Genomic DNA, 26,792 nt, shown 5'->3' on the forward strand with positions numbered 1-26,792 from the left:
GCGCGGGCGGTCGCCGGGGTCACTCGGCGGGCTTGAGGACATAGCCCGCGCCACGCAACGTGTGGATCATCGGCGACCGGCCGGCGTCGATCTTCTTGCGCAGGTACGAGATGTACAGCTCGACCACGTTGGCCTGGCCGCCGAAGTCGTAGTTCCACACCCGGTCGAGGATCTGCGCCTTGCTGAGCACCCGACGTGGATTGCGCATCAGGAAGCGCAGCAGCTCGAACTCGGTGGCGGTGAGCGTGATCAGCTGGCCGTCGCGGCGTACCTCGTGGCTGTCCTCGTCCAGGCTGAGGTCACCGACGGTGAGCACGGCCTCCTCCCGGGCGGCGATCGCGAAGCCGGAGCGGCGCAGCAGCGCGCGCAGCCGGGCGATCACCTCCTCGAGGCTGAACGGCTTGGTGACGTAGTCGTCGCCGCCGACGGTCAGGCCGGCGATGCGTTCCTCGACCGCGTCGCGGGCCGTCAGGAAGAGCACCGGCACGGTGGGTGCCTGCTCACGCAGCCGCCGCAGCACCTGGAAGCCGTCCAGGTCGGGCAGCATCACGTCGAGCACCACCGCGTCCGGCTGGAACTGCCGCGCGGTGCTCAGGGCCGCCATGCCACTGCCGGCGCTGCGCACCCGCCAGCCCTCGTAGCGCAACGCCATCGACAGCAGATCGGTGAGCGTCGGCTCGTCGTCGACCACCAGCACCCGGACCGGTTCGCCGTCGGGGCGGCGCAACTCGATCCGGCCCGGCGCGATCTGCCCGTCGTTGACCATGCTCCCCATCGTGGCCGCGACGTCTGTGCCATGCCTCTGCGTCGGCTGTGTGCCAGCTGTGCGGCCGGCTCGACGGTGGACTGGCGGCACCACCGCTCAGTCCCGACCGAGGGTCACTCGGACACCCCGAGCGGGTCGGTACGCACGAACCGCATGCTCCAGCCGCCCGCGCCGTCCGGCTGGTCCCGTTCGTAGAGGTGGTCGGGGCCGGCCTGCACCGGCCCGGTGCCATCCGGGTGCCGCATGATCCAGCGTGGTGGCGGCGCGCCGTCCGGGCCGGCCGGCAACCGCCGGACCAGGCCGTTGGCCGGCCCACCGACGAAGCGCACGGTGACCTCGCTCATTGCGGCGCCCCCTCGGGTGACCATGCCGGCACTTTCGGTGACACCGGCCCTGGCTCGCAAGCTACCGCACCCCATCGTCGCACCGCAGCGTGAGCGGGCGCGACGGGGCACGGTGCCCCAACCGGTTTGCCCAGCTCGGCCCTCGGGTACCGGGTCTCCCGAGGCACCCGCCGGTGGTGGGACGGGAACGAGGAGCAGTCGATGCGCACGCTGGACGGGCGGTACCAGCTCGAAGAGCGCATCGGCGTCGGTGGGATGTCCGAGGTGTGGCGGGCCCATGACCAGGTGCTGGACCGGCCGGTCGCCGTGAAGCTGATCTCGCCCGGCCGGGAGGGTCAGTCCGGCCCGGTGGAACGGACCCGCGCGGAGGCGCGCTCGGCGGCCCGCCTGGTGCACCCGAACGTGGCCAGCGTGCACGACTTCGGCACCTCCTCGACCCTGCCCGGCCGCCGGATGCCCTACATCGTCATGGAGCTGGCCGAGGGGGAGACCCTCGCCGCGCACCTGCGGGCCGGTCCACTGGACTGGCGGATCTCGGTGCGGGTCTGCGCGGAGGTCAGTGCGGCGCTCGCCGCCGCGCACGCGGAGGGCATCGTGCACCGCGACGTCAAGCCGGCCAACGTCATGCTCACTCCCGCCGGCGTGAAGGTGCTCGACTTCGGCATCGCCACCCTGGAGGGCGCACCGGAGCCGGCGCAGGACGGGCTGCTGCTGGGCACTCCGGCGTACCTGGCGCCGGAGCAACTGGACGGGGCGCAGGCCACCGCGGCGGCCGACATGTACGCCCTCGGCGTCCTGCTCTACTACAGCCTCGCCGGCCGCCTACCGTACCGGGCGGCCAGCACCGCCGAGCTGCTGGTGACGCGCCGCCATCTGCCACCGGCCCCGCTGCCCGAGATCGAGGGTCTTCCGCCGGAGGTGGCCGAGCTGTGCCGGTCCTGCCTGGCCGAGGATCCGGCGGAGCGCCCGACCAGCCTGGTCGCCGCGCTGGTGCTGGCCGAGGCCGTGGACGCCCGGGTGTACGTGCCGATGGGCCTGCCCACGGCACGTGAGGCGGCGCCGACGTCGCCGTGGACCGCCCAGGCCGCCACGGAGGTCACCGAGGCGGTGGCGGTGATCCCGGGCTCCTCCGACCGGCGCTGACCGCGACGCCTGCGGCGTTTCGCCGGGCGACGGCCGGGTAGCCGCGGGTGAGCGACGGGAGGAACGCGATGCCGGACCCGAGTTCCTGGCTTCATCAGGCCACCGCGACCGCCGAGGGTGGTCACGTACGCACCGAGGACGGCGGTCTCTCCACCGCGCTGGCCTCGCCACTGGCAGCGCACTGCACCGGGTTGCGGCCGGAGCAGTTGCTGGCCGCCGCCTTCGCGTCCTGCCTGCACCACGCGGCGGTGGAGGCGGCGGGAGAGATAACCAATGAGGCGCACACCGTCCAGGTGCGGGCCGAGGCGAAGTTGAAGCGCGACGACGACGGCCGGTACCGGGCCGACGTGCACGCCTCCATCTCGTCCGCCGGCCTGAGTCGGCAACAACTGGCCGACCTGGTCGAGCACGCCGACCGGCTCTGGCCGTTCTCCAGCGGTGACAACAGCCGGCACCGGCTCACCGTGACTCCAGCGGAGAACGGCCGGCACTGATCGGATCACTGCCCCGGCCCGCCCGTCCACCGAACGGGCGCGCCGGGTCCTCCACCGTTCGGCCGAGCGGGTGCCCGCCGTACGGTGGATGGGTGGCGGGCGGCCAGCACCGTGCCGGTGGGCTGGCGGTGTGACCGCCTGCTCCCGTCGAATCGGGAATAACCGTCTGGCCCGATCAGCGAGGTTGAGGGTTCTTACAGGTCTTTTTTCCCTTATGGCGATCAAGATCCGGGCAAATTGTGGCGCATGCCACTGATCGGGCCTGTCGCAACGGGCCACGAGCTATCTAGCCTCGGCGGGTGCATCCCGACGCCCCCGCCGAGCAGAAGCTGACCGACACGTCCCCGACCACCGGATCGGGCGACGCCGCATCAACCGAACGGACGATCGGCCGTCACCGGGCCTCCGAACCGCCCCGCCGTGCCCTCCTGGGCTCGACATCGATGCGGGTGGCCGTGGCCACCGGCATCACCTGCTGCCTCGGTCTGGCGGCGGTCGCCACCGCCCGGGGCAGCGAGGACAGCACCCCCTCCGCGGAGCCGCTGGCCGAGGCCGTGGCCGACCGCTCCATCGTCGACGAACGCGCCTCCCGGTCCCTGGACCGCGAGGTCGCTCCCCCGCGGGTCAGCCCCAGCCCCACCGCCAGCCCCAGCCCGACGGCGAAGCCCACGCCCACGGCCGTGCGCAAGGCGCCCAGGAAGCCGGTCAAGCCACGCCGCCCTGTGCCGGTCGCCGGGCTGGACCAGGCGCAGATGGACAACGCCAAGATCATCGTCGACGTCGGCCTGGACCTGAAGATGCCCCGCCGCGCACTGGTGGTGGCGCTGGCCACCGCCATGCAGGAGAGCAACCTCTACAACCTGGCCAGCGACGTGCTGCCGGAGTCGGCGCAGTACCCGAACCAGGGCAGCGGCTCCGACCACGACTCGGTCGGGCTGTTCCAGCAGCGACCCAGCAGCGGCTGGGGCACCGTGGCCGACCTGATGCGCCCCTCGTACGCCGCGCAGGCGTTCTACACCGCGCTCAACGAGATCCCGGGCTGGCAGGACATGAGCGTCACCGCCGCCGCCCAGGCCGTCCAGATCTCCGCCTTCCCCGACGCGTACGCCCAGCACGAGGAGCGGGCGACCACCGTCGCGGCGGCACTCACCGCCTGAGCCGTCAGCGGCTCCGCGCTCCGTCCCACCCGGTCGGCGGCTCCGCCCCCGTCTCCGGGCCACCGGCGGCCACCCGGGTCGCTGGGACGCCCGTACCGGCCGCCGCGGTCGGGGTGTCGGCGGCAACCGGCTCGACCGTCACATCGCTGAGGATCTCGTCCACCCGCGCCTCACGTCGCCGGCGGGCGCACAGCGCCGCCTCGAAGTCGCGTCGGGCCTGCAGGGCGTCGGCGTACGCCCGCTCCCGCACCCGCCGAGCCTCCTCGCGGGCCGCGTCCAGCTCGCACCGGGCCTCGGCCAGGATCTCCGAGGCCTCCCGGCGCACCGGGTCCACGGCCCGCCGGGTGATCCCGGCGCCGCCCAGGTCCAACCGCTGGAGCAGCCCGCTGAGCCAGGTCGCCTCCTCGCGGATCTCGTCCCACTCCCGGCCGGCCCCGGCGGTGCCCTCCGCCCGTGACGCGAGCCGGGCCAACCGGACCCCCAGCTCGTCCAGGCACGAATCGACCTGCCGCTGGTCATAGCCGATCTCAACGACGGAGAACCTCATACTGTCGCCCCCCAGGCAGCTGCTGTTACTTCCCCACCTGGATCCTCGGCCGCGACGGGACCGACCGAGGGCGTTCGGGAAAAATGTTCAGCATGCGGGCAGCGCCCGGGAGGGTCAGGAGCGCTTGGGCAGGACGACCACCCGGCCGAAGAACTCGTCGATCCGGCGTACCACGTCGTTGAAGTCGTCCAGATCGATCGGCTTGGTCACGTACGCGTTGGCCTGCAGCGTGTAGCTGCCCACGATGTCGGTGTCCGCGTTGGAGGTGGTCAGGACCACAATCGGAATGGTCCGCAGATCCTCGTCCTGCTTCACCTCGCTGAGCACCTGTCGCCCGTCCATCCGTGGCATGTTCAGGTCCAGCAGGATGACGTCGGGCCGTCGGGCCTCCAGGTGCCGGCCCTCGGCGCGGAGGAACTCCATCGCCTCCTCGCCGTCGCTGACCACGTCGATGACCTTCTCGACGTCCGAGTCCGCCAATGCTTCCTCAATCATCAGCACGTCACCCGGGTCGTCGTCGACCACCAGGATGCGTACTGGCTGCGGGCTCTCTGCGCCCATCACTACCTGCCTCAGATTGACGAAGACGGGACCTGACGATCACCGCGTTGGCGGGGAAATCTAGCCCATCAGGAGGCGCTCTGGGGCGCCGGGTCGGCCGTGCCCGGTTGGTAGCGCAACACGTCTGCCAGACCGGTGACCCGCAACACCCGCTCGACCCGGCCGACAGCGCCGGTGAGCCGTAACCAGCCCCCGTCGGCCGACGCGCGATTGTCCCCCCGGACGAACACCGACATCCCCGTGGAGTCGCAGAACGTGAGGTCGGTGAGGTCGAGCAGCACGTGACGCTCACCCGCCTCGGCGAGCCGGTCGATCGCGGCGGCCAACTCGGGGGCGGTGCCGAGGTCCAGTTCACCGGCGAGTCGCAGGCAGGCGACACCGTCGTCGCGCCCGGCCGGCCTGACGCTGAACGTCACCGTGCTCCCCCTCGCTCCACCGATGGGTGGGACGTTTGCAGTGCGGCAAGTATAAGCAGCACCACGCCACCGACCGAACGGCGCGTTGATCGCGCGGGAGAGCCGCCCGGTGGACGGTCAGCGGCCCGCGGCGGCGGTCAGCGCGGCCCGACCCAGGGTCAGCGTGCGCACCGCTCGGGGGAAGTCACGGAGCGCGGCGGCGTAGTGCGCCAGAGGAAGGTCCACCACGGCAGCGGGTACCCGCCGACTGGCCAGGACCCCCGTCAACCACTGCACGAATTCCGTGAACAGCGAGGCGTCGTCGACGAAGAGCGCGGCGGCCAGGAAATCCACGACGTGGCTCAGGTCGCTCACGGTCGAGTCCAGTTGGGCGGCCGTATAGGCCCGTACGGCCGGCACACGCTCCCGCAGATCGGCCAACGCGCTGTCGATCAGCTCACCCCGACGTCGGGCCAGGCTGGCGTACTCGTCGTCGGCCAGGTGGGACAACTGCGCAGGCGGGACCCGACGCAGCGCCCGCTCGTCGGCGACCAGCCCCGCAGCCGTCGGCGCGTCCGGCGCCCAGGCCACCCCGAGCCGACGGGCCCAGCGGCCGTCCACGCCGAACCCGCGCCCGCCGACCACCACCGGTACGTCCGAGCGGCGACAGGCCTCGATCATCCGGTGCGCGTGCGGCAGCCGCATCGGCAGCGCGCAGGCCAGCGCGACCGCGTGCGCGTCGTGCCGGTGCAGGTACGACACCAGGTGCGCCGCCGGCACGCTGGCGCCCAGGAAGGTCACCTGCCAGCCGCGCAGCCGCAGCACCTCGGCGACCAGTCGGGGCGGCAACGCGTGCCACTCGCCGTCCATGCAGGCCACCACGACACGTCCTCCGGTCGGACGCGGGTTGGCGTGCAGGGACACCGCCGCCACCACCTGCTCACTGATGTGGGTGGCCGCGTGCTCCTGCGCCACGCTCCACTCGTTGCGCGCCCACCGCTCGCCCACCTCGGCCTGAGCCGGCGCGACCAGGTCGAGCAGCACCCGCTCGGCCGGCACGCCCGCGTCGAGCAGGCCGAGCGCCACGTCGATCGCGGCGTACTCGTCGGCGTCGGCGAGGCAGCCCAGATAGCTGGGGTAGGCGTCGACCGGGTCGGTCGCGGTGGCCGGGGCGGTCACGCTGGGAAGTCCCTCCGTTGGTCGGTGCCCTCCGATGCGGGAACCGCGTGCAGGTGCCGCGGCAGTCGTCCGCCCGGCCCGACCGCGCGCAGCGCCAGCACCGCGATGTCGTCGTGGTCGCCGTGTGCGAGCCAGTCGCAGGTGACCTGCTCGACACGCTCGGCCAGCGCGGGCGCCGGCATGCGCGCACACCCGGTCACCGCGGCGAACAGCCGGTCCGGCCCGAACTGCTCGTCGCCGCGGCGACCGCCGCGGGCCTCGGTCACCCCGTCGCTGTACAGCAGGCACGTCTCGCCCGGCGCCAGCCGGACGGTCACCTCGCCCACGCGTGGGTCGGGCACCACGCCGATCAGCATGCCGCGCAGCGGCACCACCTCCACCTCACCGTTGGTGCGCAGGACCAACGGTGGCAGGTGCCCGCCGCCGGCCATGGTGAGGGTGAGACCGCCATCGCGGTGCGGGCGGGCCACACCGAGCACCATGGTGGCGAACCGACCCTGGCCGTGCGCGAGGGTCGTCTCCAGCAGCGAGTCGTTGAGCAGCCGCAGCAGCGGGCCGGGACGCGACTCGACCCGGTGCAGCGCCTGCAGGCACTGCCGTAGCTGGCCGGTGAAGACGGCCGCCTCGACGCCCTTGCCCGACACGTCACCGAGGAAGAACACCGAACCACCGTCGGGGAGCGTGTGCGAACCGTAGAAGTCTCCACCGATCCGCAGCCCCGCCTGCGCGGGTCGGTACGCGGTGCCCCACTGCACACCCGGCGTCTCGGCCGGTTCCACCGGCAGCAGGCTGGCCTGGAGGGTGTCGACCACCTCCGCCTGTTCCCAGTAGAGCAGCGCGGTGGTCAGCGCCGCGCCGGCCCGGGCCGCGAAGCCACGGATCAGCTCCACGTCGTCCTCGTCGTACCACCGGGTGGCACGACGGGCGACCAGCAGGACTCCGACCGGGGCGTCGCGGCCGGGCAGCGCGACGACCCGGGCCGCGCTCTCGGCACCGGTCAGGCTGGGCAGCCAGCCGGCGTCGACCGCCTGCTCCACCAGCCAGTCCACGGCGTGCGGCTCGGCCCCGGTCAGCCCGTCGGCGATAGCCGCCGGCAGGTCGCCGCTGCCCAGGACGCCACTGTCCACCAGCGGCGCCGCGTCGTCCTCCCGGGTCGCCCGCCACCAGCGGGCACGTCCCAGCCGCGGTGCGAGCACCAGCACGGCCACCTCGGCCAGGGTCGGCACGGCCAGCCGCACCGCCGCGGCGGCGGCCCGGTTGGGGTGCAGCGGGTTGCCCAGCTTGTCGCCCACCGCGGCCAGGAAGTCCGAGCGGGCCCGCTCGGCGAGCAACGCGTCGGCGCGGCTGACCCTCTCGGTGACGTCCTCGACATACCAGCCGCAGCGGCCGCCGGAGAGCGACACCTGGCGGGCGGTGAGCCGGCGCCCCCGACACCTGAAGCCTCCCGGCCTGCCATCGCTCAGTCCCGGTACGCCGGTCGCGCTCAGCAGCACCCCGGGCACCACCTCGGGCAGCAGCCGCGCGGCCACCGGGCTGACGTGGCGCACCACGCCGTCGGCGTCGCAGACCACCAGGCCCTCGCGGAAGTACTCGACGACCTCGGGCCAGTAGTCGGACGCGGCCAGGCCGTCGGGAGCCAACGGCGGCAGGGCGGCGGTGGACGGGGACACCTCGGCGGCGGACCACGCCGCAGCCCGTGCGGTACTCGGCGTGGAGATCCGTCCGTCGCCCGGGTCCCAGTCCCTGACGTCGGCAGCAGTCACCAGCTGAGCCTCACTCCTTGTCGTCCACCCGGACCCGCGCCAGAACCGGCGTTTGTGGTCAGAACTCGTCGGACCACCCTACGCCGGTACGCCGGTCATGGCACCTCACGGCGGGCTTCGGGTCCGGCGGACGCCGTCGTCGACGATCTTCCGGCGCGTCTTCCGCGACCCCGGGTTTGCGTTCGGTCAGCGGACTGGGAACATGGACCGATGCCGCCCCAGCTGTTGACCATCGAGATGACCCGGCTCGACGCCGGTCGCGTCCGGCTGCGCCTGAGCGGCGACCTCGACTACGACACCGCCCCCGAGCTGGTCGCGGCCGCCGGCGAGCTGCACGGCGACGGCCACCAGCAGGTGGTGGTCGACCTGGCCGGCGTGAGCCTCTGCGACTCCTCGGGGCTCAGCGCGCTGCTGGTCCTGCACCGCGTCGCGGGGTCGATGCGGCTGAGCGGAGTCAACCGCCAGCTCCAGCAGATGCTGGACCGCACCGGGCTGACCGAGGTGCTGACAGCGGAGCCCGCCGACGACGTGCGTGCCACCGGCTGATCCACGTTGCGCGGCCACCTCGGGGCCGGGGTGGCCCCCGACCCTGGGACCTGGGGTCGGGGGCCGGAGGAATGTCTAGGGTGCGGTCATCGGCTGCAGCCGGGGTCCGCTGTTCCGCAGCTCGCCGGTGGGCGCGGTGTCGATGTCCTCGGGCGTCCCTGAATCGGGCGTCTGGTACAGATAGCGGACGAAGTCCCCACCCACCTCGTTGTCGTCCGCGCCCGGCCACTGGCCGATGCAGTCCATGCCGACCACCTCGCGGCCGGTCCCGTCGGGCTCCTCCAGCAGCGCCCACAGGCTCACCGCGTAGCACCGGGTGGCATCGGGCGTGAGCTGCCAGCGGGCGTACCAGCCGGGTCTGGCGGGGACGATCTCGACGATCCGTTTCATGACGACCTTCCTTCCGCGTACCTCGGAAGAACTACGGTCCTGACCCGATCCTGCCGGCCGCACGGGTGAGCGCCCCTCACCCTCGCCGGATGAAGCCCACCGGGGTCCGGCCGAGCGGCCCGGCGGCGTCCGTTTCGGCCACCGGGACGACGGGAAGGCGACGGGCGCACGCACGATCCCCAGCGGAAGGGGTGTTCCCATGCGCAAGCAGATGGAGGGCGACAACCAGCGGCGCCGGGCGCTCGCCCGACAGGCCCGCGAACAGGGCCGTCAGCCCAGCGAGTTCGGCGCCAGCCTGAGCGCCTCCAAGCAGCTCACGAGCCTCGACCAGGGCAGGCGGAACGGGCCGGCGCCGGCCGGACGACACAAGCCGGACAGCACTCGTGGCGGGCCGGCACCGCCGGCTGTCGGAACAGCCGACAATCCCTGGCCGTACCCGTCCCCCGGCGTGGCCGGGATGAGCAGCCTGGGCTACCACGATCTCGTCGACGAGGTCGGGCGCCGGGCCGGAGTGGACTTCAAGACGGCCAAGGTGGGTGCCGAGGCGACCGTTCTGGTCCTGGCGTTCGCCCTGGACTCGGCGGAGCGGCAGCGGCTGCTCACCGCGGTGCCGAACTCGCTGCACGACGTTCTGCCCGTCGACGGCATCGAGCGACACCGCGACCTGCCCGGCTTCCTCGCCGAGGTGGGGCGGATCAGCGGCCGTACGCCGGAGCAGGCCCGCTACCAGGCGGAGGCAACCCTCGCGGCGCTCGCCGACCACGACGGCGACCTGGTCGAGTCGCTGCACGTCCCCGACGGATTGCGCGAGTTGCTGAACCCGCCGGCTGCCGGCGGCGGCATCGTCGGCGCATCCACCACGACGCCCACCCTGGACCCGGACCAGTTGCGGGCGGCCCTGGACGACCTGCCGTACTGGGCCGGCGACGCTGACGCCCTGCACCGGGTGGTGGCACTGCCGCCGGACAACCTGGACCGGGTGCTCGCCCGGCTCGACCGGCTGAGCCAGGAGACCGGGCGCGGCCCGAGCATCGGACGCCCCGGGGACACGGCCGCCGTGGTGAGCGTGCGGACCGGCCAGGCCAACGGGGTGACCGCGCTGGACGTGGATCTCGCGCACCGGATCGACGACGCGATCGACGAGGTCGGCGCCGGGATGGCCAACGGCTGACCGGATGCACCCGCCCACGCGGGCCGGCGGACGCGGGTCTCCCGCGCTCCGCCGGCCCGTCGGCCGTGCCCGGACGGGCCACGATCGGCGCCGGCCGGCGGCTCGGCTAGCGTGCCGGTCATGAACCGCGCCGCCGAGCGGCTGGAGCTGGCCGTCGATCCGGTCCGCCGGACCGGACGGATGCTGCTGTCCGGCGGCGTCGAGCAGTCGTACGTGGACGTCGAGGATCCCCGACACCTGCAATTCGAGTACGTGCGGCGGATCGCCTCGGCGGTGCGGCTGGCGGCACCGGCAGACGCCCCGCTGGGTGTGTTGCACCTGGGCGGCGGCGCGCTGACGCTGCCCCGCTGGCTGGCCGCCACCCGGCCCGGCTCCACGCAGCGCGTCGTCGAACGGGACCCGGCGGTGGTCGAGCTGGTGGCCCGGGAGCTGCCGCCGTTGCCGCCCGAGGTGCAGGTGGAGGTGGCCGACGCACGGGACGCGGTGGCCGCCAGCCCGGCCGGCCGGTACGACCTGGTGATCGCCGACATCTACCGGGCGGCCCGGATGCCCCGGCACGTGCGGACCGTGGAGTTCGTCGCCGAGGTGGCCCGGATTCTGCGCCCGGACGGTCTGTACCTGGTCAACGTCACGGACCTGCCGCCGCTGGTCGGCACCCGGGTGCAGGTGGCGACACTGCGGGCGGTGTTCGGCGACGTGTGCGTGCTCGGCGACCGGCGGATGCTGCGCGGCCGGCGATACGGCAACCTCGTGCTCGCCGCGACGCCCCGGCCCGGTGGGCTGCCCGTCGGGCGGCTGGCGGTGGCCGCCCTGCGCGACCCGGTGCCCGGCGGCCTGCTGCACGCCGCCGCACTCGACGCCTTCGTCGCCGGCGCGCACCCGGACAGCGACGCCGACCCGCGATGACCGCCTGATCGTCGAGGACGGGCGGCCCGCCGGAGGTGATGAGCGCGGGACCCGGGTTTCCGGAGGTGGGCGCGGGGAAGGCGCGGCGGGTGAGCGACGCCGACACCCGGTTGACCGCCCGCCGCACCCTGACCGTGATCGGTCTGGTGCTGGCGACCGTGTTCGCGTTGGCGTTCGTGTACGCCACCCGCCGCGTGCTGGTCTGGGCCGTGGTGGCCGCCTTCTTCGCCGTCGCGCTCAAGCCGCTGGTGGACCGGCTGCAACGCCGCGTCGTGCGTCGACGGGCGCTGGCCACGCTGCTCGTCTTCCTCGCCGCGTTCGTGGCGCTGGCGATCCTGATCGCCGTCATCCTGGTGCCGCTGATCGGCGAGCTGGGGCGGTTCGCCGACCGGGCGCCGGAGCTGCTGCGCGACGCGCGCGCCGGTCGCGGCCCGGTGGGGCAACTGCTGGAACGCACCAATGCCCGGCGGTACGTCTCCGAGCACGCCGACCAGCTGCGGGACTTCGGCGACCGGCTGCGACAACCCGCGGTCGGCGTGCTGCGGGGTGTCGTGGAGACGATCGCCGGGCTGGTCACGGTCATCGTGCTGGCGTACCTCATGGTGTTGGAGGCGCCGCGGATCACCCGCGGCGTGCTCGCGGCGGCCGGGGACGGGCAGGCCGAGAGGCTGCGTCGGGTGGGCCGCGAGGTCTCGCGCAGCGTCACCGGCTACCTGACCGGCAACCTGCTGATCAGCGTGATCTGCGGACTGTTGACCTTCGTGGTGCTGACCGTCACGGGGGTGCCGTTCGCGGCCGTGATCGCCCTGCTCGTGGCGGTGGCCGACCTGGTTCCGCTGGTCGGCGCGACGCTCGGCGCGGTGATCGCGGCCGGGGCCGGCTTCGTGCACTCCCCCACCGCGGGCGTGGTAGTGCTCGTCTTCTTCGTGGTCTACCAGCAGGTGGAGAACCATCTGCTGCAGCCGCTCATCCTGTCCCGCGCCGTCCGGCTCAACCCGCTGACCGTGCTGGTCAGCGTGCTGCTCGCGGCGGAGCTGGCCGGCCTGCTGGGCGCTCTGCTGGCCATTCCCGCCGCCGGCATCGTCCAGACCCTGCTGCGCGAGTACGGCCCGAGCCGCCTGCGCGCCACCCCGCCGACCCCGCCGGTCCACCAGCGACCGGCCGGTCCCGCCCAGCAGGGCTGAAACCGGCCGGAACAGCGCGGGGCTCGCTCAGCGGGACCGGGCCGCCACCTCGGGTGTGGTGCTCTCCAGCGGAACGGCGTTCGCCGGAACCAGCCCCAGCTGGACCGCCGACCGGGTCAGCGCGGCGTCCAGCGCCCAGTCGGCACTGACCCGCGTGCGGTTTCCCGGCATCGCCATCAGGTGGTAGGCCCGGGTGACCGCCTTGGCGGGCAGCCCGCCGAGGTTGACCTGCAACGGGTTCGCCGCCGCGTCCCTGCCACCCAGGTCGACGACCCAGCCCAGGTCGTGGTGCTTGTACGGCTTGCGCCGGCCGAAGCCGTACGACGCGGCGATGTTGTGCGCCGCGCGCTTGCCCTGCCGCTGCGCGTGCTGGGCCGTCATCCCACAGATCTGTCCCGGATTGACCAGGTCGGGCACCGCGGCGGCATCGCCGCAGGCGTACACCTCCGGGTAGCCGGGGACGGTGAGGAACTCGTCGACGACCAGCCGGCCCCGGTCGGTGCGCAGGCCCAACTCGTTGACGAACGGGTCGGGGCGCACCCCCACACACCACACGAGCGTGCAGGTCGGCACGTAGTCGCCGTCGGTGAGCTTCACCCCGTCGCAGGTCGCCTCGGCCACCGACGTGCCCATCCGGACGTCCACACCGCGCCGGTTGAGCACCTTGTGCGAGGTGTCCGACATCCGCTTGCTCATCTCCGGCAGCACCCGGGGGGCGACGTCGAGCAGCATCCAGCGGGGGCGGACGGTGAGCCGGGGCCGCTGGGCGTGCAGTCGGTCGGTGAACAACTGCCCGTGGGCCGCGACCTCGGTGCCGGTGTAGCCCGCGCCGACCACCACGAACGTGGACCGGGCCCGCTGCTCGGCCGGGTCCTCGGCCTGCTCGGCCAGCTCGATCTGACGGATCACGTGGTCGTGCAGGTAGACCGCCTCGGGCAGGCCGCGGAAGCCGTGCGCGTACTCGGTCACCCCCGGGATCGGCAGCAACTTGTTGACGCTGCCCACGGCGAGCACCAGCCGGTCGTACGCCAGCCGGTTCTTGTCCCCCTCCGGCTGGGTGAAACCGACCCAGCGGTTCTGCAGGTCGACGTGGTCCGCCTCGCCGATCACCACCCGTACGCCCTTCAGCGTCCCGGTCAACGGCACCGCGATCCGTTTCGGCTCGACCACCCCGGCCGCCACCTCGGGCAGCAGCGGCAGATACAGGAAGTAGTCGGTGGAGTTCAGCACCACGATCTCGGCCCGGTCCCGGGCGATCCGGCTCAACGCCTTCGCCGCGTGGTAACCGGCAAACCCGGCCCCCACGATCACCACACGAGGTTTCGTCATTGCGGCCCGTTTCCCGCCGAAGCGCGGGACAAACGTCGAACAAGCGGCACATCGGGAGCGCAGGTCTCAGCTTGCCTGCAGCCGGACGTGCCCGGTGGTGCGCACCGCCTCCAGTTCCCACTCGTGGCCGAACGCCCGCACCCGCTCGGCGGTGATCCGACCCAGCTCCTCCGGGATGTCCGGGTCGAGGACCAGCCGCCCGTCGACCGGGTTGATGCCGAGCATGGCGCGGATCAGGGCCAGCGGCGTGCCGGCCGCCCACGCCTGCGGGCTGCACGCGGTCGGGTACGGCACGGCGAAAATCAGCCGTTCCCGCGCGTACCCGCTGAGTGCCTCCGGCAGCCGGTGACCGAACTGCTCGGCCGCCTCGAACATCGCAAGGCTGACCCGGTTGGCCTCGGCCCGGTAGCCGTAGCGCGCCAGACCGAGCACCGCGATGGAGTTGTCGTGCGGCCAGACCGTGCCGAGGTGGTAGCCGAGGGCGTTGTAGGGCCGTTCCTCCCGGGACAGCGTGCGGATGCCCCAACCGGAGAACATGTCCGGTGACATGAGTTGGCGCACCACCGCGTCGGCTCGCTCCGGCGGGACGATGCCGCTCCACAGCAGGTGACCCATGTTGGAGGTCTTGGAGTCGACCTGGTTCTTGTCGCCGTCCAGGGCGACCGCGTAGTAGCCGCCCCGCTCCTCGATCCAGAAGTCCCGGTTGAACCGCTCGCGCAGGGTGCCGGCCTCGTCGCGCAGCCGTTGCGCCAGGACCGGGTTGTCCAACGGCCCGTCGAACAACTCGGCCATCCGCAGCTTGGCGTCGTAGGTGTAGCCCTGCAGGTCGCAGGTGGCCAGCGGGAGCACGGGGATCCGGCCGTCGGCGAAGCAGACGCCGTCCGGGGAGTCCCGCCAGCACTGGTTGCCCAGCCCCTCCGGGGAGCGGGTGGCGTACTCGACGTAGCCGTCGCCGTCCCGGTCGCCGTACTCGTCGATCCAGTTCAGCGCCGCCAGGGCGTTGTCGCGGAGATGGCGGACGGTCTCGTCGTCGTGGGTCCACCGCCAGTACTCGGAGAGCAGGATCAGCCAGAGCTGGGTCGCGTCGGCGGTGCCGTAGTACGGGCCGTACGGCTTGACTCCGGTCCGGGTCAGCTCGCCGGCGCGCACCTCGTGCAGGATCTTGCCGGGCTCCTCGTCGGTGAAGTCGTCGACCTGGTCGCCCTGCAGCTTGGCAAGGCCGAGCAGCGCCCCCTTCGCCAGCGCCGGCCCGGCAACCAGCGTCTGGTATGCGGTGATCAGGGTGTCCCGGCCGAAAACGGTGAGGAACCAGGGCAGCCCCGCCCCGGGCAGCATGATCCGCTGACCCTTCACCTCCAGGTCGAGCCGTAGCGCGGAGATGTCGATACGGGACTGGAAGAAGGTACGCTCCAGCGGCTGGTTGTCGCTGCGCAGCACCGCGCGATCCTCGGTCCACCGGCGCAGCGGGTCGTCGACACGTCCGTGGATGACGTCGGCGATGTCCCCTCGAACCGGCTCAACCACCCCCATTCCGGGCGGCAGCGGCACGTGCAGGTCCACCTTCCACCCTTCGCGCGGGTGCAGGTCCAACTCCCAGACCAGCTCGTCGCCCTCGATCCGGTCCGCCGGAGTACGGCAGCAGACCCGGGTCTGGGCGAAGAAGTCCTCGTGCCGGTAGGAGAAGCACAGCTCGCTCCCGTCGGCGGCATGGTTGCGGGTGATCTCCCTGGACCGGTCCCGGACCACGGACTTGACCTCGAACAGGTCGGCGAAGTCGACGTCGACGGCCAGCCGCACCTCCACACGGACCTCTTCGGACCCGAACGACACCAGCTCCAGACGCTCGTGGAAACCGTCACCGACGTACCGAAGTCGCCGGATGCCCAGGCTGTTCAGAGGCAGGCCGGGCAGCTCGGGATTGGTGAGCACGTACTGCGCGGAATAGTGCTCGATGGTCTCGGCCCGCAACACCAGCAGCTTGCCGCCATTGATGGTCAACTTCCAGCCACTGATCAGCCTGGTGTCCAGGTGCACGAGACCGCCGATGCCGCCCGGCGGCACGTCGCCCCGCGAATCGGAGTACATGAAGGTGGGCCCACTGAGGACGGCGAGCGAGTCGGGCCCCAACTCCGGCGGCATGGATCGTTGATCACCGCTCTCCGATGACGTCGCGCCGACGATTCCGGGCATGGGGTTCGCGGGAGTCGCGCGCACGGCGGCCATGCCACCCACCGTAGGAACGGCAGATACCGCTCGTCATCACCCGGTCCGGGTGAAAGCTACAGAACATCCACGCCCGGCGATATGGACAGACACCGCAATCGATGGGCAGGATGCCGGAATGGGATCTGACGACACCGGCCACCGACCCACGAGGTCCACCCGCCGCACCTTCCTGTCCGCCTCGGCTGCCGCGACCGCGGCGACGGCCGCCACCGTGGCGATGCCCGCGCTCGCCGCGCCGGCCGCCGCTGACACCCCGCCCGCCGGCCCCGGCCGCTCTGCCCGACCGCAACGGCCCGACCGCGAGCTACGCGCGCTGCTGCGCCAGGTCGACCCCCGGCGGATCGAGGCGACCGTGCGCCGACTGGCCGCGTTCGGCACCCGACACACCCTCTCCAGCCAGGACGACCCGCAGCGGGGCATCGGCGCCGCCCGGGACTGGATCTTCGCCCGCCTCCAGGAGCACGCGGCCACCTCCGGCGGCCGGATGACCGTCGAACTCCAGTCGTACGTCCAGCAGCCCGCGTCGCGGATCCCCACCGCGACCCGGATCACCAATGTGGTGGCGACCCTGCGCGGCCAGACCTCGCCGAACCGCACCTACGTGGTGACCGGCCACTACGACTCCCGGGCCACCGACGTGCTGGACGCCGTCAGCGACGCGCCCGGCGCCGACGACGACGCCTCCGGGGTGGCCGTGGTGCTGGAACTGGCCCGGCTGATGGCCACCCGACCCACCGACGCCACCGTCGTCTTCGCCGCCGTCGCCGCCGAGGAGCAGGGGCTGTACGGCTCGACCTATCTGGCCCAGCAGCTCAAGGCGGCCGGTGCGGATGTGCAGGGCATGTTCAGTGACGACATCGTGGGCAGCAGCACCGCCGACGACGGCACCCGCGACCCGTACGCGGTGCGACTCTTCGCCGAGGGGGTGCCGACCGCGGAGACACCGGCGGAGGCGACCACCCGGCAGTCCGTCGGCGGCGAGAACGACTCGCCCTCGCGGCAGCTCGCCCGTTTCGTCCGGGACGTCGCCGAGAACGACGCAACCGGCATGCGCGTACGGGTGATCTACCGACGGGACCGCTACCTGCGCGGCAGCGACCACATCTCGTTCCTGCGGGAGGGCTGGCCGGCGGCGCGGTTTACCGAGCCGAACGAGGACTTCGCCCACCAGCACCAGGACGTCCGGGTGCAGGACGGGCAGCAGTTCGGTGACCTTCCTGAATTCTGCGACTTCCCGTACATCGCCCGGGTGGCCCGGGTCAACGGCGCGGCACTCTGGTCGCTGGCCCAGGCACCCGGCACGCCCAAGAGCGCGATCATCGTGACCACCGACCTGACCAACAACACGACCCTGCGCTGGCAGCGCGGCGACGAGCCGGACCTGGCCGGCTACGAGGTGCTGTGGCGGGAGACCACGGCCGCCGAGTGGCAGCGGGTTATCCCGGTCGGCGACGTCACCGAGGTGAGCATCGACCTGTCCAAGGACAACGTCTTCTTCGGCATCCGCGCGGTGGGCCGAGACGGTCTGCGTAGCCCGGTGGCGTTCCCCCGCCCGGGCAGCTGACGGCTCCGCCGGGCCACTGGCGGCGCCGGGCCGCGCCGGGCCGCGCCGGGCCGCGCCGGGCCGCGCCGGGCCGCGCCGGGCCGCGCCGGGCCGCGCCGGGCCGCGCCGGGCCGCGCCGGGCCGCGGGGCGCGGCCGGTCAGGTCGCCGCCGGCGCGGTGATCGCCCACCGCTCGTGGTCCCGCCACGCGCCGTCGATGAACAGGTAGTCCGGGGAGAAGCCCTCCAACCGGAAGCCCAACTTCTGGGCCAGCCGCCGGGACGGCTCGTTGCCCGGCTGGATGTTCGCCTCCAGCCGGTGCAACCCGACTGCGCCGAACGCATGGTCGATGACCAGGGCGACGCCCGCCGAGGCGTGCCCGGTGCCGCTGTACGGCTCGAACACCGCATACCCCAGGTATCCGCCGTGCAGCGCGCCCAACACGATCCCGCTGATGTTCACGTAGCCGGCTATCGCCCCGCTGGCCCGGTCGCAGATCAGGTAGCCGGAGCTGTCCCGGCGGCGGATCCGGCTCAGGTAGCGGCCGTACTCCTCGGGACCGTCCGGGGCGACCAGCCACGGACGGTGCAACTCCCGGCGGCGCCGAGCGGCGGCTACGAACTCGTCGGAGTCGGAGGGTCGGGGTCGCCGGATCGCAGCGGGACCGCCGGCGCGCAGGTATCTCACGGCGGACCACTCTCGCCGAGCTACCCGGGCGTTGTCCAACGGCGCCGCGCCGTGATCGTGCTCGATCGCTGATCGAGTGGCGTCCGGCGGCGCGCGATGCCACTACTTCCTCGATCGAGGGCGATCATGGAAGCTCGCGGCCACGACGGGCCACGACCGGCCACGACCGGCCACGACGCGCCGCGTGTTCGAGCGCGACCACGATTCGGCCTGGGCGGATGATCTCGCGCTGACCTACGATCTGCTCCGCGTCTGGAGAGGCGTGGAGAAGGGCCTCGTCGAATCGGGTGGGCTGGATGACAGACAACTGGTGGCAGGGTCGCAATGATCGACTCGTGGTCTGCTCGCGAGATGACCAGGTGAAGCTGGTGGCGATGCTGCCGGCAAGCGGCCGGTTCGTTGTCGCCCGGCTCGACGGTACGAGGATGACGGATGCAGGCCACACCTTCTACGAGTTCTCCGACGCGCTGCTCTTTCCCGGCTACTTCGGCTGGAACTGGAACGCGTTGTCCGACTGTCTGCGCGATCTGAGCTGGCTACCGGCGGACGGGTACCTGATCGTCGTCGAGAACCCGTCCGCGTTGCTGTCGAGCAGCGCCGGGGAGCGGCACACGCTGTTCGAGGTCCTGACCGAAGCCGTCCGGCACCGGGTGAACCCGTTCGGCCAGCCCCCGTTCCGGGTGCTGCTGCTCTGCGACCAGGACAGCGAGGCGACGCTGCTGCGGCAGGAGATCGACCGGGTTCGCTGACCGCTGGAGGTCGGCCTCGTCAGAGTGGGCCGGAGAACGTCTGCTCCATCGGCATCGGCACCTGGAGGAAGGTGGTGCCGCGCAGGTCCAGCCACGCCCGGTCCGGTCCCCGGACCAACCGCAGCATCACGCCCTCGCAGGACGGGCAGCGCGCGACCAGACCCGGGCCGTGCGAGAAGACGTGCAGACTGGCCATCGAGCCGGTCATCCCGCAGTTCTCGCAGCGACCCGTCGCGGTGCTCAGGTCGACGGCGAACACCTCGCGCAGCGGGCCGTCGAGCATGTTGCCGTCCAGGTACGACATCTCGGTCATCAGATCTCCTCGACCTTGCGGGGGCGGGACGGTCAGCCGGTCGGGCCGAAGCGTTCGGTCTTGACCCGCCGCGACGGGTGGCCCAGTCCCACCAGCACGTCGGCCACGGCCTCCACGAACCCGGTCGGGCCGCAGACGTAGGTAAGGGGTTCCAGGTCCGGCGGCCAGCCGTGGGTGTTCACGTCGGCGAGGCCGACCCGGTGCGGCTCGCCGCGCCACCCGTCGGGCGCCGCGCGGGTGTAGACGTACGCCACGTCCAGCCCGAAGTCGTCGCGGCCCCGGCGGCGCAGCTCGTCGGCGTAGATGATGTCGCCCGGGGTCCGCACGGAGTAGAGCAGCCGGAACGGCACCCTGCTGCCGGCGGCCCGGCGGGAGCGGATCATCGCCATCAGCGGCACGATGCCGGAGCCGCCGGCGAGCAGCTGCACCGGCGCGGTGTCGTCCGGTCGCCAGATGAACCAGCCGCCCAGCGGCCCGCGCACCTCCACCGGGTCGCCCGCGCCGTAGACGTCGATCAGGTACGGCGACACCTCGCCGTCGGGTACCCGCTGCACGGTCACCTCGATGCGCGGGCCGCCGGGGCCGTCGACGACCGGCCCGGCGATCGAGTACGACCGGGCCGCCTGGTAGCCGTCCGGCGCGGTCAGCCGCACGTCGACGTGCTGCCCGGGCAGGTGCCCCGGCCAGTCCGGAACCTCCAGCACCAGGGTGTGCGCGCTCGGTGTCTCGACCCGGCGGTCCACGAGCCGGCCCACCTGCCAGCGGATCGGGGCGCGTGCCGGGGTTCCGGTCGCCACCGCGCGCTCAGTCACCCTGGTACCGCTGTTCGCGCCACGGATCGCCGTAGTCGTGGTACCCGGCCGTTTCCCAGAACCCCGGCTCGTCCATCGTCTTGAGCTTGATGCCGCGCACCCACTTGGCGGACTTCCAGAAATACAGGTGCGGCACCAGCAGCCGCGCCGGCCCACCGTGCTCGGCGGGCAGAGGCGCGCCGTCGAAGGTGTGCGCCACCCAGGCCCGGCCGCCGCGCAGATCGTCCAGTGGCAGATTCGTGCTGTACCCGCCGTAGGAGTGCGCGAGCGCGAAGTGCGCGCCGGTGTCCACACCGTCGAGCAGGACGTCCAGCGAGACGCCCTGCCAGGTGGTGCCGAGCTTGGACCAGCGGGTGACGCAGTGGATGTCCACCGTCGGTGTCTCCTGCGGCAGTGCCATCAGCTCCTGCCACGACCACCGGCGCTCGGTGCCGTTCTCGGCGGCGAGAACGAACTCCCAGGTGTCCAGTGACACGCGGGGCGTCGGGCCGGCCGAGAGCACCGGGAAGTCCTCGGTCAGGTACTGCCCGGGCGGCAGGGCCGGCTCCTGTGATCGGGGCCGACCCTGAAAGCCCGGTGACACGATTCCCATTGCACAGTCGTACCACCCGCGCGGGTTGAGGCGGGAGCTTTCCCGCGTACCCCCTCGTCGCCCCGGCCCGGCGTGGTCAGTGCCGCTCCGCGACCACCTCGCGCTCCCCGGGCTGGTCGCCCCGGGTGGCGCGCAGGCTGGTCAGCGTGACCACCACCAGCACCCCGATGATGACGCCGAGGGAAGCCAGAGTGGGGATCTGCGGCACGCTGGCCCAGATGCCGTGCGCCCAGTGCAGACCCAGCTTGAGACCGATGAACGCCAGAATGATGGCCAGTCCGTAGCTGAGGTGCACCAGTCGGCTCAGCGCCGCGTGCAGGACGAAGTAGAGCGCTCGCAGACCGAGCAGGGCGAACGCGTTGGTGGCGAAGACGAGGTACGGGTCCTCGGTGATCCCGTAGACCGCCGGCACCGAGTCGACGGCGAAGACCACGTCGGTGGCCAGCACCGCGACCACCACCAGGGCGAACGGGGTGAGCGCCCGCCTGGCACCCTGCCGGACGGTCATCCGGGTGCCGTGGTACTCGTCGACCACGGGCATGAACCTGCGCAGCACCTTCACCGAGCGCATCTTGTTGATGTCGACTTCCTGCTGATGCCCGGAGAGGGCGTCCCGCAGCAGCTTCACCGCGGTGGCGATGAGGATGATCGCGAAGAGCAGGAAGGCGAAGTCGAGGGTCTGCAACGCGGCCGCGCCGAGGGCGATGAAGACCGCCCGCAGCACCAGCGCGCCGGCGATGCCGTAGAGCAGCACCCGCTGGGCGAGCACGGCCGGCACCGCGAACGCGGCCAGCAGCAACATGAAGACGAAGAGGTTGTCGACGGAGAGCGACTTCTCCACCAGGTAGCCGGTGAGGTACTGCACGCCCAACTCGGAGCCGTAGCGGGCCCAGAGCCAGCCACCGAACGCCAACGGCAGGGCGATGTAGAACGCCGACCAGCCGATCGCCTCCCGCATGGACACCTCGTGCGGGCGGCGGGTCACCAGGAAGTCCAACACCAACAGCAGCAGCACGCCGACGATGGTCAACGCCCACAGCGTGGGCGTCCCCACCGTCGACAGGTCACCGGCGGCAGACAGGTACGACACTTCGGTCATGGGCCCTCCTCGAACACCGTGTCATGTTCGAGGTCTCCTTCACCCACCAACGTGGGCAACCACCCGAGGCGCGCCGGGCGCGCCGTACTGACCGGAATGGTTCGTGGGAAGTACTCCCCTCGCACGACAAGGTTAGGCCAGGCTCAGCCGGAGCGCCAAGCGGGACATCGATGGTTGCCCTGGTCAACCGCTGTGCGGGCCCAGCACCGAGTGCCGTCGTCAACCACGACGCAGCGTCGCGCCCGGCGCCATCGACTGCTCCACCAGGCCCCGGTAGTCGCGCGGCAGCTGGGTCGCCACGTCGTCGAACTCGCCTCCGGTGATCGCCTCCCGCAGCGTCGTGAAGACCGCCCGCACAGCGTCCCGCGCGGCCGGCTCGTCCACACCGGCGCGCAGCGCGACCCGGGCCACGAACTCCGCCGCCCCCATCCGTTCCGCCTGCTCGATGCTCGGGCTCGGTTTGAGCACCAGCTGCAACGGCTGGGGCAGTTGCACGGCCAGGTCCAACACCTCGCCACCGGTCAACCGCTCGGCGAGCGTCTCCAACACGGCCCGGGTCAGCTCGACGGACCGCTCGGACGAGGCACCGGTCCGCTGGCAAACCTGGTCGACGAAGGTGTCGTAGTTCATCGCGTACTCCCTCGGGCTGTGCTCTCCTCGGCGCCTGCGGGTACCCGCGGGCGCGGGGTGGAAACGGCGGCGATTCCTGCGCCCCGGCGGGCGTGACCAGGCGGAGTACGGGTAACCGCCGCCGGTCGTGACCGCATCGATGCCCCGAGGGAGCTCCTGCCATGGCGAGCTACACCGAGGTCCTGCAGTACCTGTCGAGCCTGGACTACCCGGCCGAGAAGGCAGACGTGGTCCGCGAGGCCGAACGGGAGGGCGCCCCGCCGGACGTGCTGAAGGCGCTGCGCGCCCTGCCGCCGGTCGACTACGCCAACGGCACCGAGGTGGCCCGGTCCGCCGGCATCGAGGCGGCCCCCGAGGTCGGCCCCGCCCAGCGGGCCGCGCAGGCCCGCGACACCAGACACAACCGGGTCTCGCAGCACCTACGCGGCATCTGACCCGGCGGTGGCGGCCCCGACTCCGACACGGCGCGAATGACCAGGACCGGCCCGCTGTCCCGACCGCCGCACGGGCACACCCCGGCCGCCTTCCAGATCGTCCTGGTGGCGGTGGTCGGTGTCGTCGTCGGCAGCGTCTTCGCCGCGCTGCTGTCGCCCTCGCTCGCTCCGCTGGTCGGGTGGGACGCGGCCGCGCTGAGTTGGCTGGGGCTGGTCTGGCGCAAGCTCTGGCCGCTGGACGCCATCCGGACCGCCCGGGTCGCCGTCTACCAGGACCCCAACCGTGCCGTCCGGGACGTGGTGCTGCTGGTCGCCTGCCTGGCCAGCCTGCTGGCGGTCGGGCTCGTGCTGGCCAGCGCACACGCCGCACCGCCCGGGCCGCGCCGTGAACTGGATGGTGGGCTGGGCGTGGTCAGCGTGCTGCTCTCGTGGCTGGTGGTGCACACCGTGTTCGCCGCCCGGTACGCCAGGATCTACTACACCGGCCCGGACGGCGGGATCAACTTCAACCAGCCCGAGCCGCCGTGCTACTCCGACTTCGCGTACGTGGCGTTCACCATCGGCACGACGTTCCAGGTCTCCGACACCAACCTGACCAGCAACGAGATGCGTCGTACGGCGCTGCGGCACTCGATGGTGTCGTACCTGTTCGGCGCGTTCATCATCGCCGTGACGGTGAACCTGCTGGCCGGTCTGGCCCGCTGAGCGCCCGACCTGACCCGGAAGCGACACGGGCGGCGGGCTGGTCGCCGGGACAGGCGGGCGCCCCGGAGTCACGAACCGCGACCGAGGGCGCCACGCAAACCTGCCCAGGCGGTGAATCACCCCCGAACCGGGTGCGATCACCAGGCGGTGGAGCCCGCTCGAACCGAGCGGCCAGCACTGCCGGGTACAACCATACGACAGAACATCCCCCGTACGGTTAGAATTTGGCGAACTGTGGGCCAGCGCACGTCAGGGTCTGCCCGTCAACTCCGCGTACCGGTGCTCCAGGTCCACCCGCGCCAACGCCCCCACCAGCCAGGCCAGCCGCTCCGACTCCCCACCGCCGGCCAATCCGGCCAGATCCTCCGCGGACCGGCCCAGCCCGAGCCGGCGCGCCGCCGCCAACGCCCGCCGGTCGGCCACCGGGGCCACCTCCCGCCACAGCGCCTGCGCCTCGCGCAGGAACAGGTCGACCACCTGTCCGTCCACCCCCGGCAGTTCGGCGAGCAGCGCCCGCTCCCTGGCCGGCTCGTGCTTCGCCACCGCGCGCAACCGCCGCAGATCACCCCGGTACCACTCGACGACCGTGCGAGAAAGGTCGCCGAGCACGTCGGCCAGCGCCTCCACGTCGCCGCGCTGGCCACTGTCGCGCAGCACCCGAACCCGATCCTCGTGCAGGGACCGGGCCAGCCGGGCGGCGCTGTCCCACCCCGCGTCGCGCAACGCCCCCGCACCGTCCACCGCGCGGCGGAAGTCACCTCGACGTGCCAGCAGCACCGCGAGGTAGAGCACCTGGAACAGGCTCGCCGGGTTGTTCGTGACCCGGAACCCGTACTGCTCCGCGAAGCCCCGTCCGCTGCCGGCGAGCCGACGGGCCAGGCGCTTCCGGTCCTCCATCGGAGTGATCAAACTGGTCGGCATGCCGGCGACTACCCGCGCCGCCGTCGGTCACACGCCCGCCCGACTCAGCCGGTGCCCCTGGCCGCGCCGGCGCCGCAGGACGTCAGCCGTGCAGGCCGCCGGTGCGGTCGCGGGCCTTCAGCCGGGTGGTGGGCAGGGCGGGCGCCGGCAGCGGGGGCGCCGGATCATCGGCCACCACGCCGAAGCGGCGCCCGGCCATCCAGTCCTCCCGGGCCGCCGCCACCTCCTCGTGCGAACGGCCGACGAAGTTCCACCACATCACCAACGGCTCGTCGAACGGCGTACCGCCCAGCAGCAGCAACCGGGCCCCAGCCGCGCCCCGCACGGTCACCTCGCGGCGACCCGCGCCCAGGTAGAGCAACGCACCCGGTTCGAAGCCGACGCCGCTGGCCTCAGCGGAGCCGTTCATCGCCAGCAGGGCGTACTCGAAATCCGGTCGCAGCGGCAGGGTCGTCGGCTCCGGACCGCTCAGCTCCAACTGCACACCGACCAGCGGCGTGTGCACCACCGCCGGAGACCGCCTCCCGGCGAACTCGCCGACCAGCAGGGTGAAGGCCAGCTCGCCGTCGTGCCACCGGGGCAGGTCCGCGTGGTGGGCGAAGTCCGCCGCGCCGGCCCGCGCCGGGTCCGGCAACGCCACCCAGAGCTGTACGCCGTGCATCACCGGCGGATGGTCGGCCGGTGACCGCTCGGAGTGGGAAATCCCGTGCCCGGAGGTCATCACGTTCAGCTGGCCGGGCCGGATCGGCTGAATGTTGCCGAGGCTGTCGCGATGCAGGATCTCGCCGTCCAGCAGCCAGGTCACCGTCTGCAAGCCGGTGTGCGGGTGCGGCGGCACCTCCATGCCGGGTCGCTGCGCCACGTCGTCCGGGCCGAAGTGGTCCACGAAGCACCAGGCACCGACCATCCGGCGAGGGCGCTGCGGTAGCAGCCGCCGCACGGTCGTGTATCGGCCCAGTGGCACGTCGTGGCCGGGCAGCAGCACACTGCCGGGATCGACGTCGGCCACGCCGGGCGGTCGGGTCTCCGCCGGCATTGATTCGGTACGCTCCACCGCCCGACTGTACGCTCGCCCGCGAGCCCTCCCACCTGCAGTTGCCGCGCATCCGCCTTCGGTTTCGAGGCTCGCGTCAGCATCGCGGCGGGTATGTCGACCGGTCCCCGGCCGACCGGTGCCACCCGTCAGGCTGCCTCCTGCGACCACGTCCGGGTGGACCCGATCCGCCAACCGGCGCTTCAGCGCGCACTGGCGGCGGCCCCGGCCCAGCGCTCGCGCCGATCGCTCCGCACCCGTCCGTCGCCACCGAATCTTGGACAGTTACCGTCAGCGGATAACGGAAACTGTCCAAGATTGACCACTGGCCGGCACCCATAACGGGTGCCGGCCAGCGTCACGCGGTGGTGCGGGGGGGTCAGCTGTTCCACTGCTGGTGCACGAGGTCGGTGGCCTGCTGCTCCCACTGGGCGTACGCGTCCGGGTACGCCGAGACCTGCACGGTCTGCGCGGCGTCGGTCAACGCCATGTCCTGCCACCCGTCGACCTGCCGCAGGCCCTTGAGGAACGCGGTGGTGGAGTAGGCGGGGTCGGTGATCTGCTCCGGGGTGCCCCAACCACTGGACGGGCGCTGCTGGAACAGGCCCAGCGAGTCGTGGTCGTTGGCGTCACCGAGGTGGCCCAGGTTGTCCAGCTTCGACTCCTGCAGGCTGGTGGCGATCGAGATGACCGCGGCCCGCTCGGGCAGGCCGGCCTTCTTCGTGGCGGCGATGATCGCCTTGGCGTTACCGGTCTGCTCACCGTTCAGGGTGATCCGGGACTGCTCACCCTGCGGCTTGGGGGCCTGGACCGCGACCGCGACGGGCTTGCCGTCGACGGGGGTGGCGGCGTGGGCGGCGACCGGACCGGCGAAGACACCACCGGCGAACGCGAGACCAGCAACAGACAGCACACTCTTACGCATGATCGTGTTCATGGGGGAAGCTCCTTCGGGGGTAAGGACACCCAACCGCCGACGGGGGAACGGCGAGCCGGGTGCGAGCACCTCGTCCGGGCGCATCAGAAAAGTCTTCGGGGGGGTCGACGCCTCCGGCGGCTCAGCGCCGGGACCGGCAACCTCCGGCGGCTCAGCGCCGGGACCGGCAACCTCCGGCGGCTCAGCGCCGGGACCGGCAACCTCCGGCGGCTCAGCGCCGGGACCGGCAACCTCCGG

General features: G+C 72.4%; 31 protein-coding genes. 12 read left to right on the plus strand and 19 right to left on the minus strand.

Annotated elements, in window-relative coordinates; all coding sequences use genetic code 11:
- Positions 1 to 19: 19 nt before the first annotated feature.
- Together ACLJN9_RS03385 and ACLJN9_RS03390 are read right to left on the minus strand one after the other, a co-directional pair.
- Positions 20 to 766 carry a response regulator transcription factor gene (locus ACLJN9_RS03385; RefSeq protein WP_410809474.1) on the minus strand — a complete coding sequence of 249 codons (747 nt, stop codon included), beginning with the start codon at positions 764 to 766 and terminating at the stop codon, positions 20 to 22.
- Positions 767 to 879: 113 nt separating this feature from the next.
- The gene (locus tag ACLJN9_RS03390) at positions 880 to 1,110 is read right to left on the minus strand and encodes a hypothetical protein (protein ID WP_410809475.1); all 231 of its coding nucleotides are present in this window, start codon (positions 1,108 to 1,110) and stop codon (positions 880 to 882) included.
- Between the two features lie 201 nt (positions 1,111 to 1,311).
- Between ACLJN9_RS03390 and ACLJN9_RS03395 the strand changes: the two genes are divergently transcribed.
- The 3 genes from ACLJN9_RS03395 to ACLJN9_RS03405 all read left to right on the plus strand — a co-directional run bounded on the left by ACLJN9_RS03395 (position 1,312) and on the right by ACLJN9_RS03405 (position 3,904).
- Positions 1,312 to 2,253: a serine/threonine-protein kinase gene (locus ACLJN9_RS03395; protein WP_410809476.1), complete on the plus strand. Its 942-nt coding sequence runs from the start codon at positions 1,312 to 1,314 to the stop codon at positions 2,251 to 2,253.
- Positions 2,254 to 2,321: 68 nt separating this feature from the next.
- A complete protein-coding gene (locus tag ACLJN9_RS03400) occupies positions 2,322 to 2,747 on the plus strand; it encodes an OsmC family protein (RefSeq protein WP_410809477.1) in 426 nt (141 codons plus the stop codon).
- 299 nt (positions 2,748 to 3,046) lie between these two features.
- Positions 3,047 to 3,904 (plus strand): hypothetical protein, encoded by an 858-nt coding sequence (locus ACLJN9_RS03405; RefSeq protein ID WP_410809478.1) that lies wholly within the window; start codon positions 3,047 to 3,049, stop codon positions 3,902 to 3,904.
- Between the two features lie 4 nt (positions 3,905 to 3,908).
- Here the strand turns inward: ACLJN9_RS03405 and ACLJN9_RS03410 are convergent, their stop codons facing one another.
- The 5 genes from ACLJN9_RS03410 to ACLJN9_RS03430 form a co-directional block, all read right to left on the minus strand.
- Complete coding sequence (locus ACLJN9_RS03410) at positions 3,909 to 4,451, minus strand: ATPase (RefSeq protein WP_410809479.1); 543 nt, start codon at positions 4,449 to 4,451, stop codon at positions 3,909 to 3,911.
- A 114-nt stretch (positions 4,452 to 4,565) separates the two neighbouring features.
- Positions 4,566 to 5,012 carry a response regulator gene (locus ACLJN9_RS03415; RefSeq protein WP_410809480.1) on the minus strand — a complete coding sequence of 149 codons (447 nt, stop codon included), beginning with the start codon at positions 5,010 to 5,012 and terminating at the stop codon, positions 4,566 to 4,568.
- 68 nt (positions 5,013 to 5,080) lie between these two features.
- A complete protein-coding gene (locus ACLJN9_RS03420; protein ID WP_410809481.1) occupies positions 5,081 to 5,428 on the minus strand; it encodes an STAS domain-containing protein in 348 nt (115 codons plus the stop codon).
- A 117-nt stretch (positions 5,429 to 5,545) separates the two neighbouring features.
- Positions 5,546 to 6,586 (minus strand): B12-binding domain-containing protein, encoded by a 1,041-nt coding sequence (locus ACLJN9_RS03425; RefSeq protein WP_410809482.1) that lies wholly within the window; start codon positions 6,584 to 6,586, stop codon positions 5,546 to 5,548.
- Positions 6,583 to 8,349, minus strand: coding sequence for a SpoIIE family protein phosphatase (locus ACLJN9_RS03430; RefSeq protein WP_410809483.1), 1,767 nt, complete (start codon positions 8,347 to 8,349; stop codon positions 6,583 to 6,585). Before ACLJN9_RS03430 ends, ACLJN9_RS03425 begins: the two co-directional genes overlap by 4 nt.
- Before the next feature lie 210 nt (positions 8,350 to 8,559).
- On the opposite strand from ACLJN9_RS03430, the gene ACLJN9_RS03435 reads away from it, so the two are divergent.
- Positions 8,560 to 8,895 carry an STAS domain-containing protein gene (locus ACLJN9_RS03435; RefSeq protein ID WP_410809484.1) on the plus strand — a complete coding sequence of 112 codons (336 nt, stop codon included), beginning with the start codon at positions 8,560 to 8,562 and terminating at the stop codon, positions 8,893 to 8,895.
- Positions 8,896 to 8,970: 75 nt separating this feature from the next.
- Here ACLJN9_RS03435 and ACLJN9_RS03440 read toward each other — a convergent pair whose 3' ends face one another.
- The gene (locus ACLJN9_RS03440) at positions 8,971 to 9,285 is read right to left on the minus strand and encodes a hypothetical protein (RefSeq protein WP_410809485.1); all 315 of its coding nucleotides are present in this window, start codon (positions 9,283 to 9,285) and stop codon (positions 8,971 to 8,973) included.
- 199 nt (positions 9,286 to 9,484) lie between these two features.
- On the opposite strand from ACLJN9_RS03440, the gene ACLJN9_RS03445 reads away from it, so the two are divergent.
- The 3 genes from ACLJN9_RS03445 (at position 9,485) to ACLJN9_RS03455 (ending at position 12,546) form a co-directional block, all read left to right on the plus strand.
- The gene (locus tag ACLJN9_RS03445) at positions 9,485 to 10,456 is read left to right on the plus strand and encodes a DUF2267 domain-containing protein (RefSeq protein WP_410809486.1); all 972 of its coding nucleotides are present in this window, start codon (positions 9,485 to 9,487) and stop codon (positions 10,454 to 10,456) included.
- 120 nt (positions 10,457 to 10,576) lie between these two features.
- Complete coding sequence (locus tag ACLJN9_RS03450; RefSeq protein WP_410809487.1) at positions 10,577 to 11,362, plus strand: spermidine synthase; 786 nt, start codon at positions 10,577 to 10,579, stop codon at positions 11,360 to 11,362.
- Positions 11,363 to 11,451: 89 nt separating this feature from the next.
- The gene (locus tag ACLJN9_RS03455; protein WP_410809488.1) at positions 11,452 to 12,546 is read left to right on the plus strand and encodes an AI-2E family transporter; all 1,095 of its coding nucleotides are present in this window, start codon (positions 11,452 to 11,454) and stop codon (positions 12,544 to 12,546) included.
- A 27-nt stretch (positions 12,547 to 12,573) separates the two neighbouring features.
- On the opposite strand, the gene ACLJN9_RS03460 is transcribed toward ACLJN9_RS03455, so the two are convergent.
- Together ACLJN9_RS03460 and ACLJN9_RS03465 are read right to left on the minus strand one after the other, a co-directional pair.
- Positions 12,574 to 13,875, minus strand: coding sequence for an NAD(P)/FAD-dependent oxidoreductase (locus ACLJN9_RS03460; RefSeq protein WP_410809489.1), 1,302 nt, complete (start codon positions 13,873 to 13,875; stop codon positions 12,574 to 12,576).
- Between the two features lie 66 nt (positions 13,876 to 13,941).
- Positions 13,942 to 16,098 carry a glycogen debranching N-terminal domain-containing protein gene (locus ACLJN9_RS03465; RefSeq protein ID WP_410809490.1) on the minus strand — a complete coding sequence of 719 codons (2,157 nt, stop codon included), beginning with the start codon at positions 16,096 to 16,098 and terminating at the stop codon, positions 13,942 to 13,944.
- A 118-nt stretch (positions 16,099 to 16,216) separates the two neighbouring features.
- Between ACLJN9_RS03465 and ACLJN9_RS03470 the strand changes: the two genes are divergently transcribed.
- Positions 16,217 to 17,665: a M20/M25/M40 family metallo-hydrolase gene (locus ACLJN9_RS03470; protein WP_410809491.1), complete on the plus strand. Its 1,449-nt coding sequence runs from the start codon at positions 16,217 to 16,219 to the stop codon at positions 17,663 to 17,665.
- A 137-nt stretch (positions 17,666 to 17,802) separates the two neighbouring features.
- Here ACLJN9_RS03470 and ACLJN9_RS03475 read toward each other — a convergent pair whose 3' ends face one another.
- On the minus strand, positions 17,803 to 18,330 hold the full coding sequence (locus tag ACLJN9_RS03475) for a GNAT family N-acetyltransferase (protein WP_410809492.1): 528 nt from the start codon (positions 18,328 to 18,330) through the stop codon (positions 17,803 to 17,805).
- Positions 18,331 to 18,514: 184 nt separating this feature from the next.
- Here ACLJN9_RS03475 and ACLJN9_RS03480 point away from each other — a divergent pair, with 184 nt between their 5' ends.
- Complete coding sequence (locus ACLJN9_RS03480) at positions 18,515 to 18,658, plus strand: hypothetical protein (protein ID WP_410809493.1); 144 nt, start codon at positions 18,515 to 18,517, stop codon at positions 18,656 to 18,658.
- A 46-nt stretch (positions 18,659 to 18,704) separates the two neighbouring features.
- The gene (locus tag ACLJN9_RS03485; RefSeq protein ID WP_410809540.1) at positions 18,705 to 19,079 is read left to right on the plus strand and encodes a barstar family protein; all 375 of its coding nucleotides are present in this window, start codon (positions 18,705 to 18,707) and stop codon (positions 19,077 to 19,079) included.
- Positions 19,080 to 19,098: 19 nt separating this feature from the next.
- On the opposite strand, the gene ACLJN9_RS03490 is transcribed toward ACLJN9_RS03485, so the two are convergent.
- The 5 genes from ACLJN9_RS03490 to ACLJN9_RS03510 form a co-directional block, all read right to left on the minus strand.
- Complete coding sequence (locus ACLJN9_RS03490; RefSeq protein WP_410809494.1) at positions 19,099 to 19,392, minus strand: DUF6510 family protein; 294 nt, start codon at positions 19,390 to 19,392, stop codon at positions 19,099 to 19,101.
- A 32-nt stretch (positions 19,393 to 19,424) separates the two neighbouring features.
- Positions 19,425 to 20,189 carry a ferredoxin reductase gene (locus ACLJN9_RS03495; RefSeq protein WP_410809541.1) on the minus strand — a complete coding sequence of 255 codons (765 nt, stop codon included), beginning with the start codon at positions 20,187 to 20,189 and terminating at the stop codon, positions 19,425 to 19,427.
- Between the two features lie 7 nt (positions 20,190 to 20,196).
- Positions 20,197 to 20,796 carry a sulfite oxidase-like oxidoreductase gene (locus ACLJN9_RS03500; RefSeq protein WP_410809495.1) on the minus strand — a complete coding sequence of 200 codons (600 nt, stop codon included), beginning with the start codon at positions 20,794 to 20,796 and terminating at the stop codon, positions 20,197 to 20,199.
- A gap of 76 nt (positions 20,797 to 20,872) precedes the next feature.
- Positions 20,873 to 21,895, minus strand: coding sequence for a TerC/Alx family metal homeostasis membrane protein (locus ACLJN9_RS03505; protein WP_410809497.1), 1,023 nt, complete (start codon positions 21,893 to 21,895; stop codon positions 20,873 to 20,875).
- A 219-nt stretch (positions 21,896 to 22,114) separates the two neighbouring features.
- On the minus strand, positions 22,115 to 22,525 hold the full coding sequence (locus tag ACLJN9_RS03510; RefSeq protein ID WP_410809498.1) for a DUF2267 domain-containing protein: 411 nt from the start codon (positions 22,523 to 22,525) through the stop codon (positions 22,115 to 22,117).
- A 161-nt stretch (positions 22,526 to 22,686) separates the two neighbouring features.
- On the opposite strand from ACLJN9_RS03510, the gene ACLJN9_RS03515 reads away from it, so the two are divergent.
- Entirely contained in the window at positions 22,687 to 22,959 is a 273-nt protein-coding gene (locus ACLJN9_RS03515; protein ID WP_410809499.1) for a DUF2795 domain-containing protein, read from the plus strand.
- A 36-nt stretch (positions 22,960 to 22,995) separates the two neighbouring features.
- Complete coding sequence (locus ACLJN9_RS03520) at positions 22,996 to 23,664, plus strand: DUF1345 domain-containing protein (RefSeq protein WP_410809501.1); 669 nt, start codon at positions 22,996 to 22,998, stop codon at positions 23,662 to 23,664.
- A 249-nt stretch (positions 23,665 to 23,913) separates the two neighbouring features.
- Here ACLJN9_RS03520 and ACLJN9_RS03525 read toward each other — a convergent pair whose 3' ends face one another.
- From ACLJN9_RS03525 to ACLJN9_RS03535, 3 genes are all read right to left on the minus strand, one after another.
- Positions 23,914 to 24,573, minus strand: coding sequence for a hypothetical protein (locus tag ACLJN9_RS03525; protein ID WP_410809542.1), 660 nt, complete (start codon positions 24,571 to 24,573; stop codon positions 23,914 to 23,916).
- 94 nt (positions 24,574 to 24,667) lie between these two features.
- Positions 24,668 to 25,639 (minus strand): pirin family protein, encoded by a 972-nt coding sequence (locus tag ACLJN9_RS03530; protein ID WP_410809502.1) that lies wholly within the window; start codon positions 25,637 to 25,639, stop codon positions 24,668 to 24,670.
- Positions 25,640 to 25,997: 358 nt separating this feature from the next.
- Positions 25,998 to 26,555 (minus strand): hypothetical protein, encoded by a 558-nt coding sequence (locus ACLJN9_RS03535; RefSeq protein WP_410809503.1) that lies wholly within the window; start codon positions 26,553 to 26,555, stop codon positions 25,998 to 26,000.
- Between the last annotated feature and the right edge of the window lie 237 nt (positions 26,556 to 26,792).

Source organism: Micromonospora sp. 067-2, from assembly GCF_046549295.1.
Taxonomy (GTDB): Bacteria; Actinomycetota; Actinomycetes; order Mycobacteriales; family Micromonosporaceae; genus Micromonospora.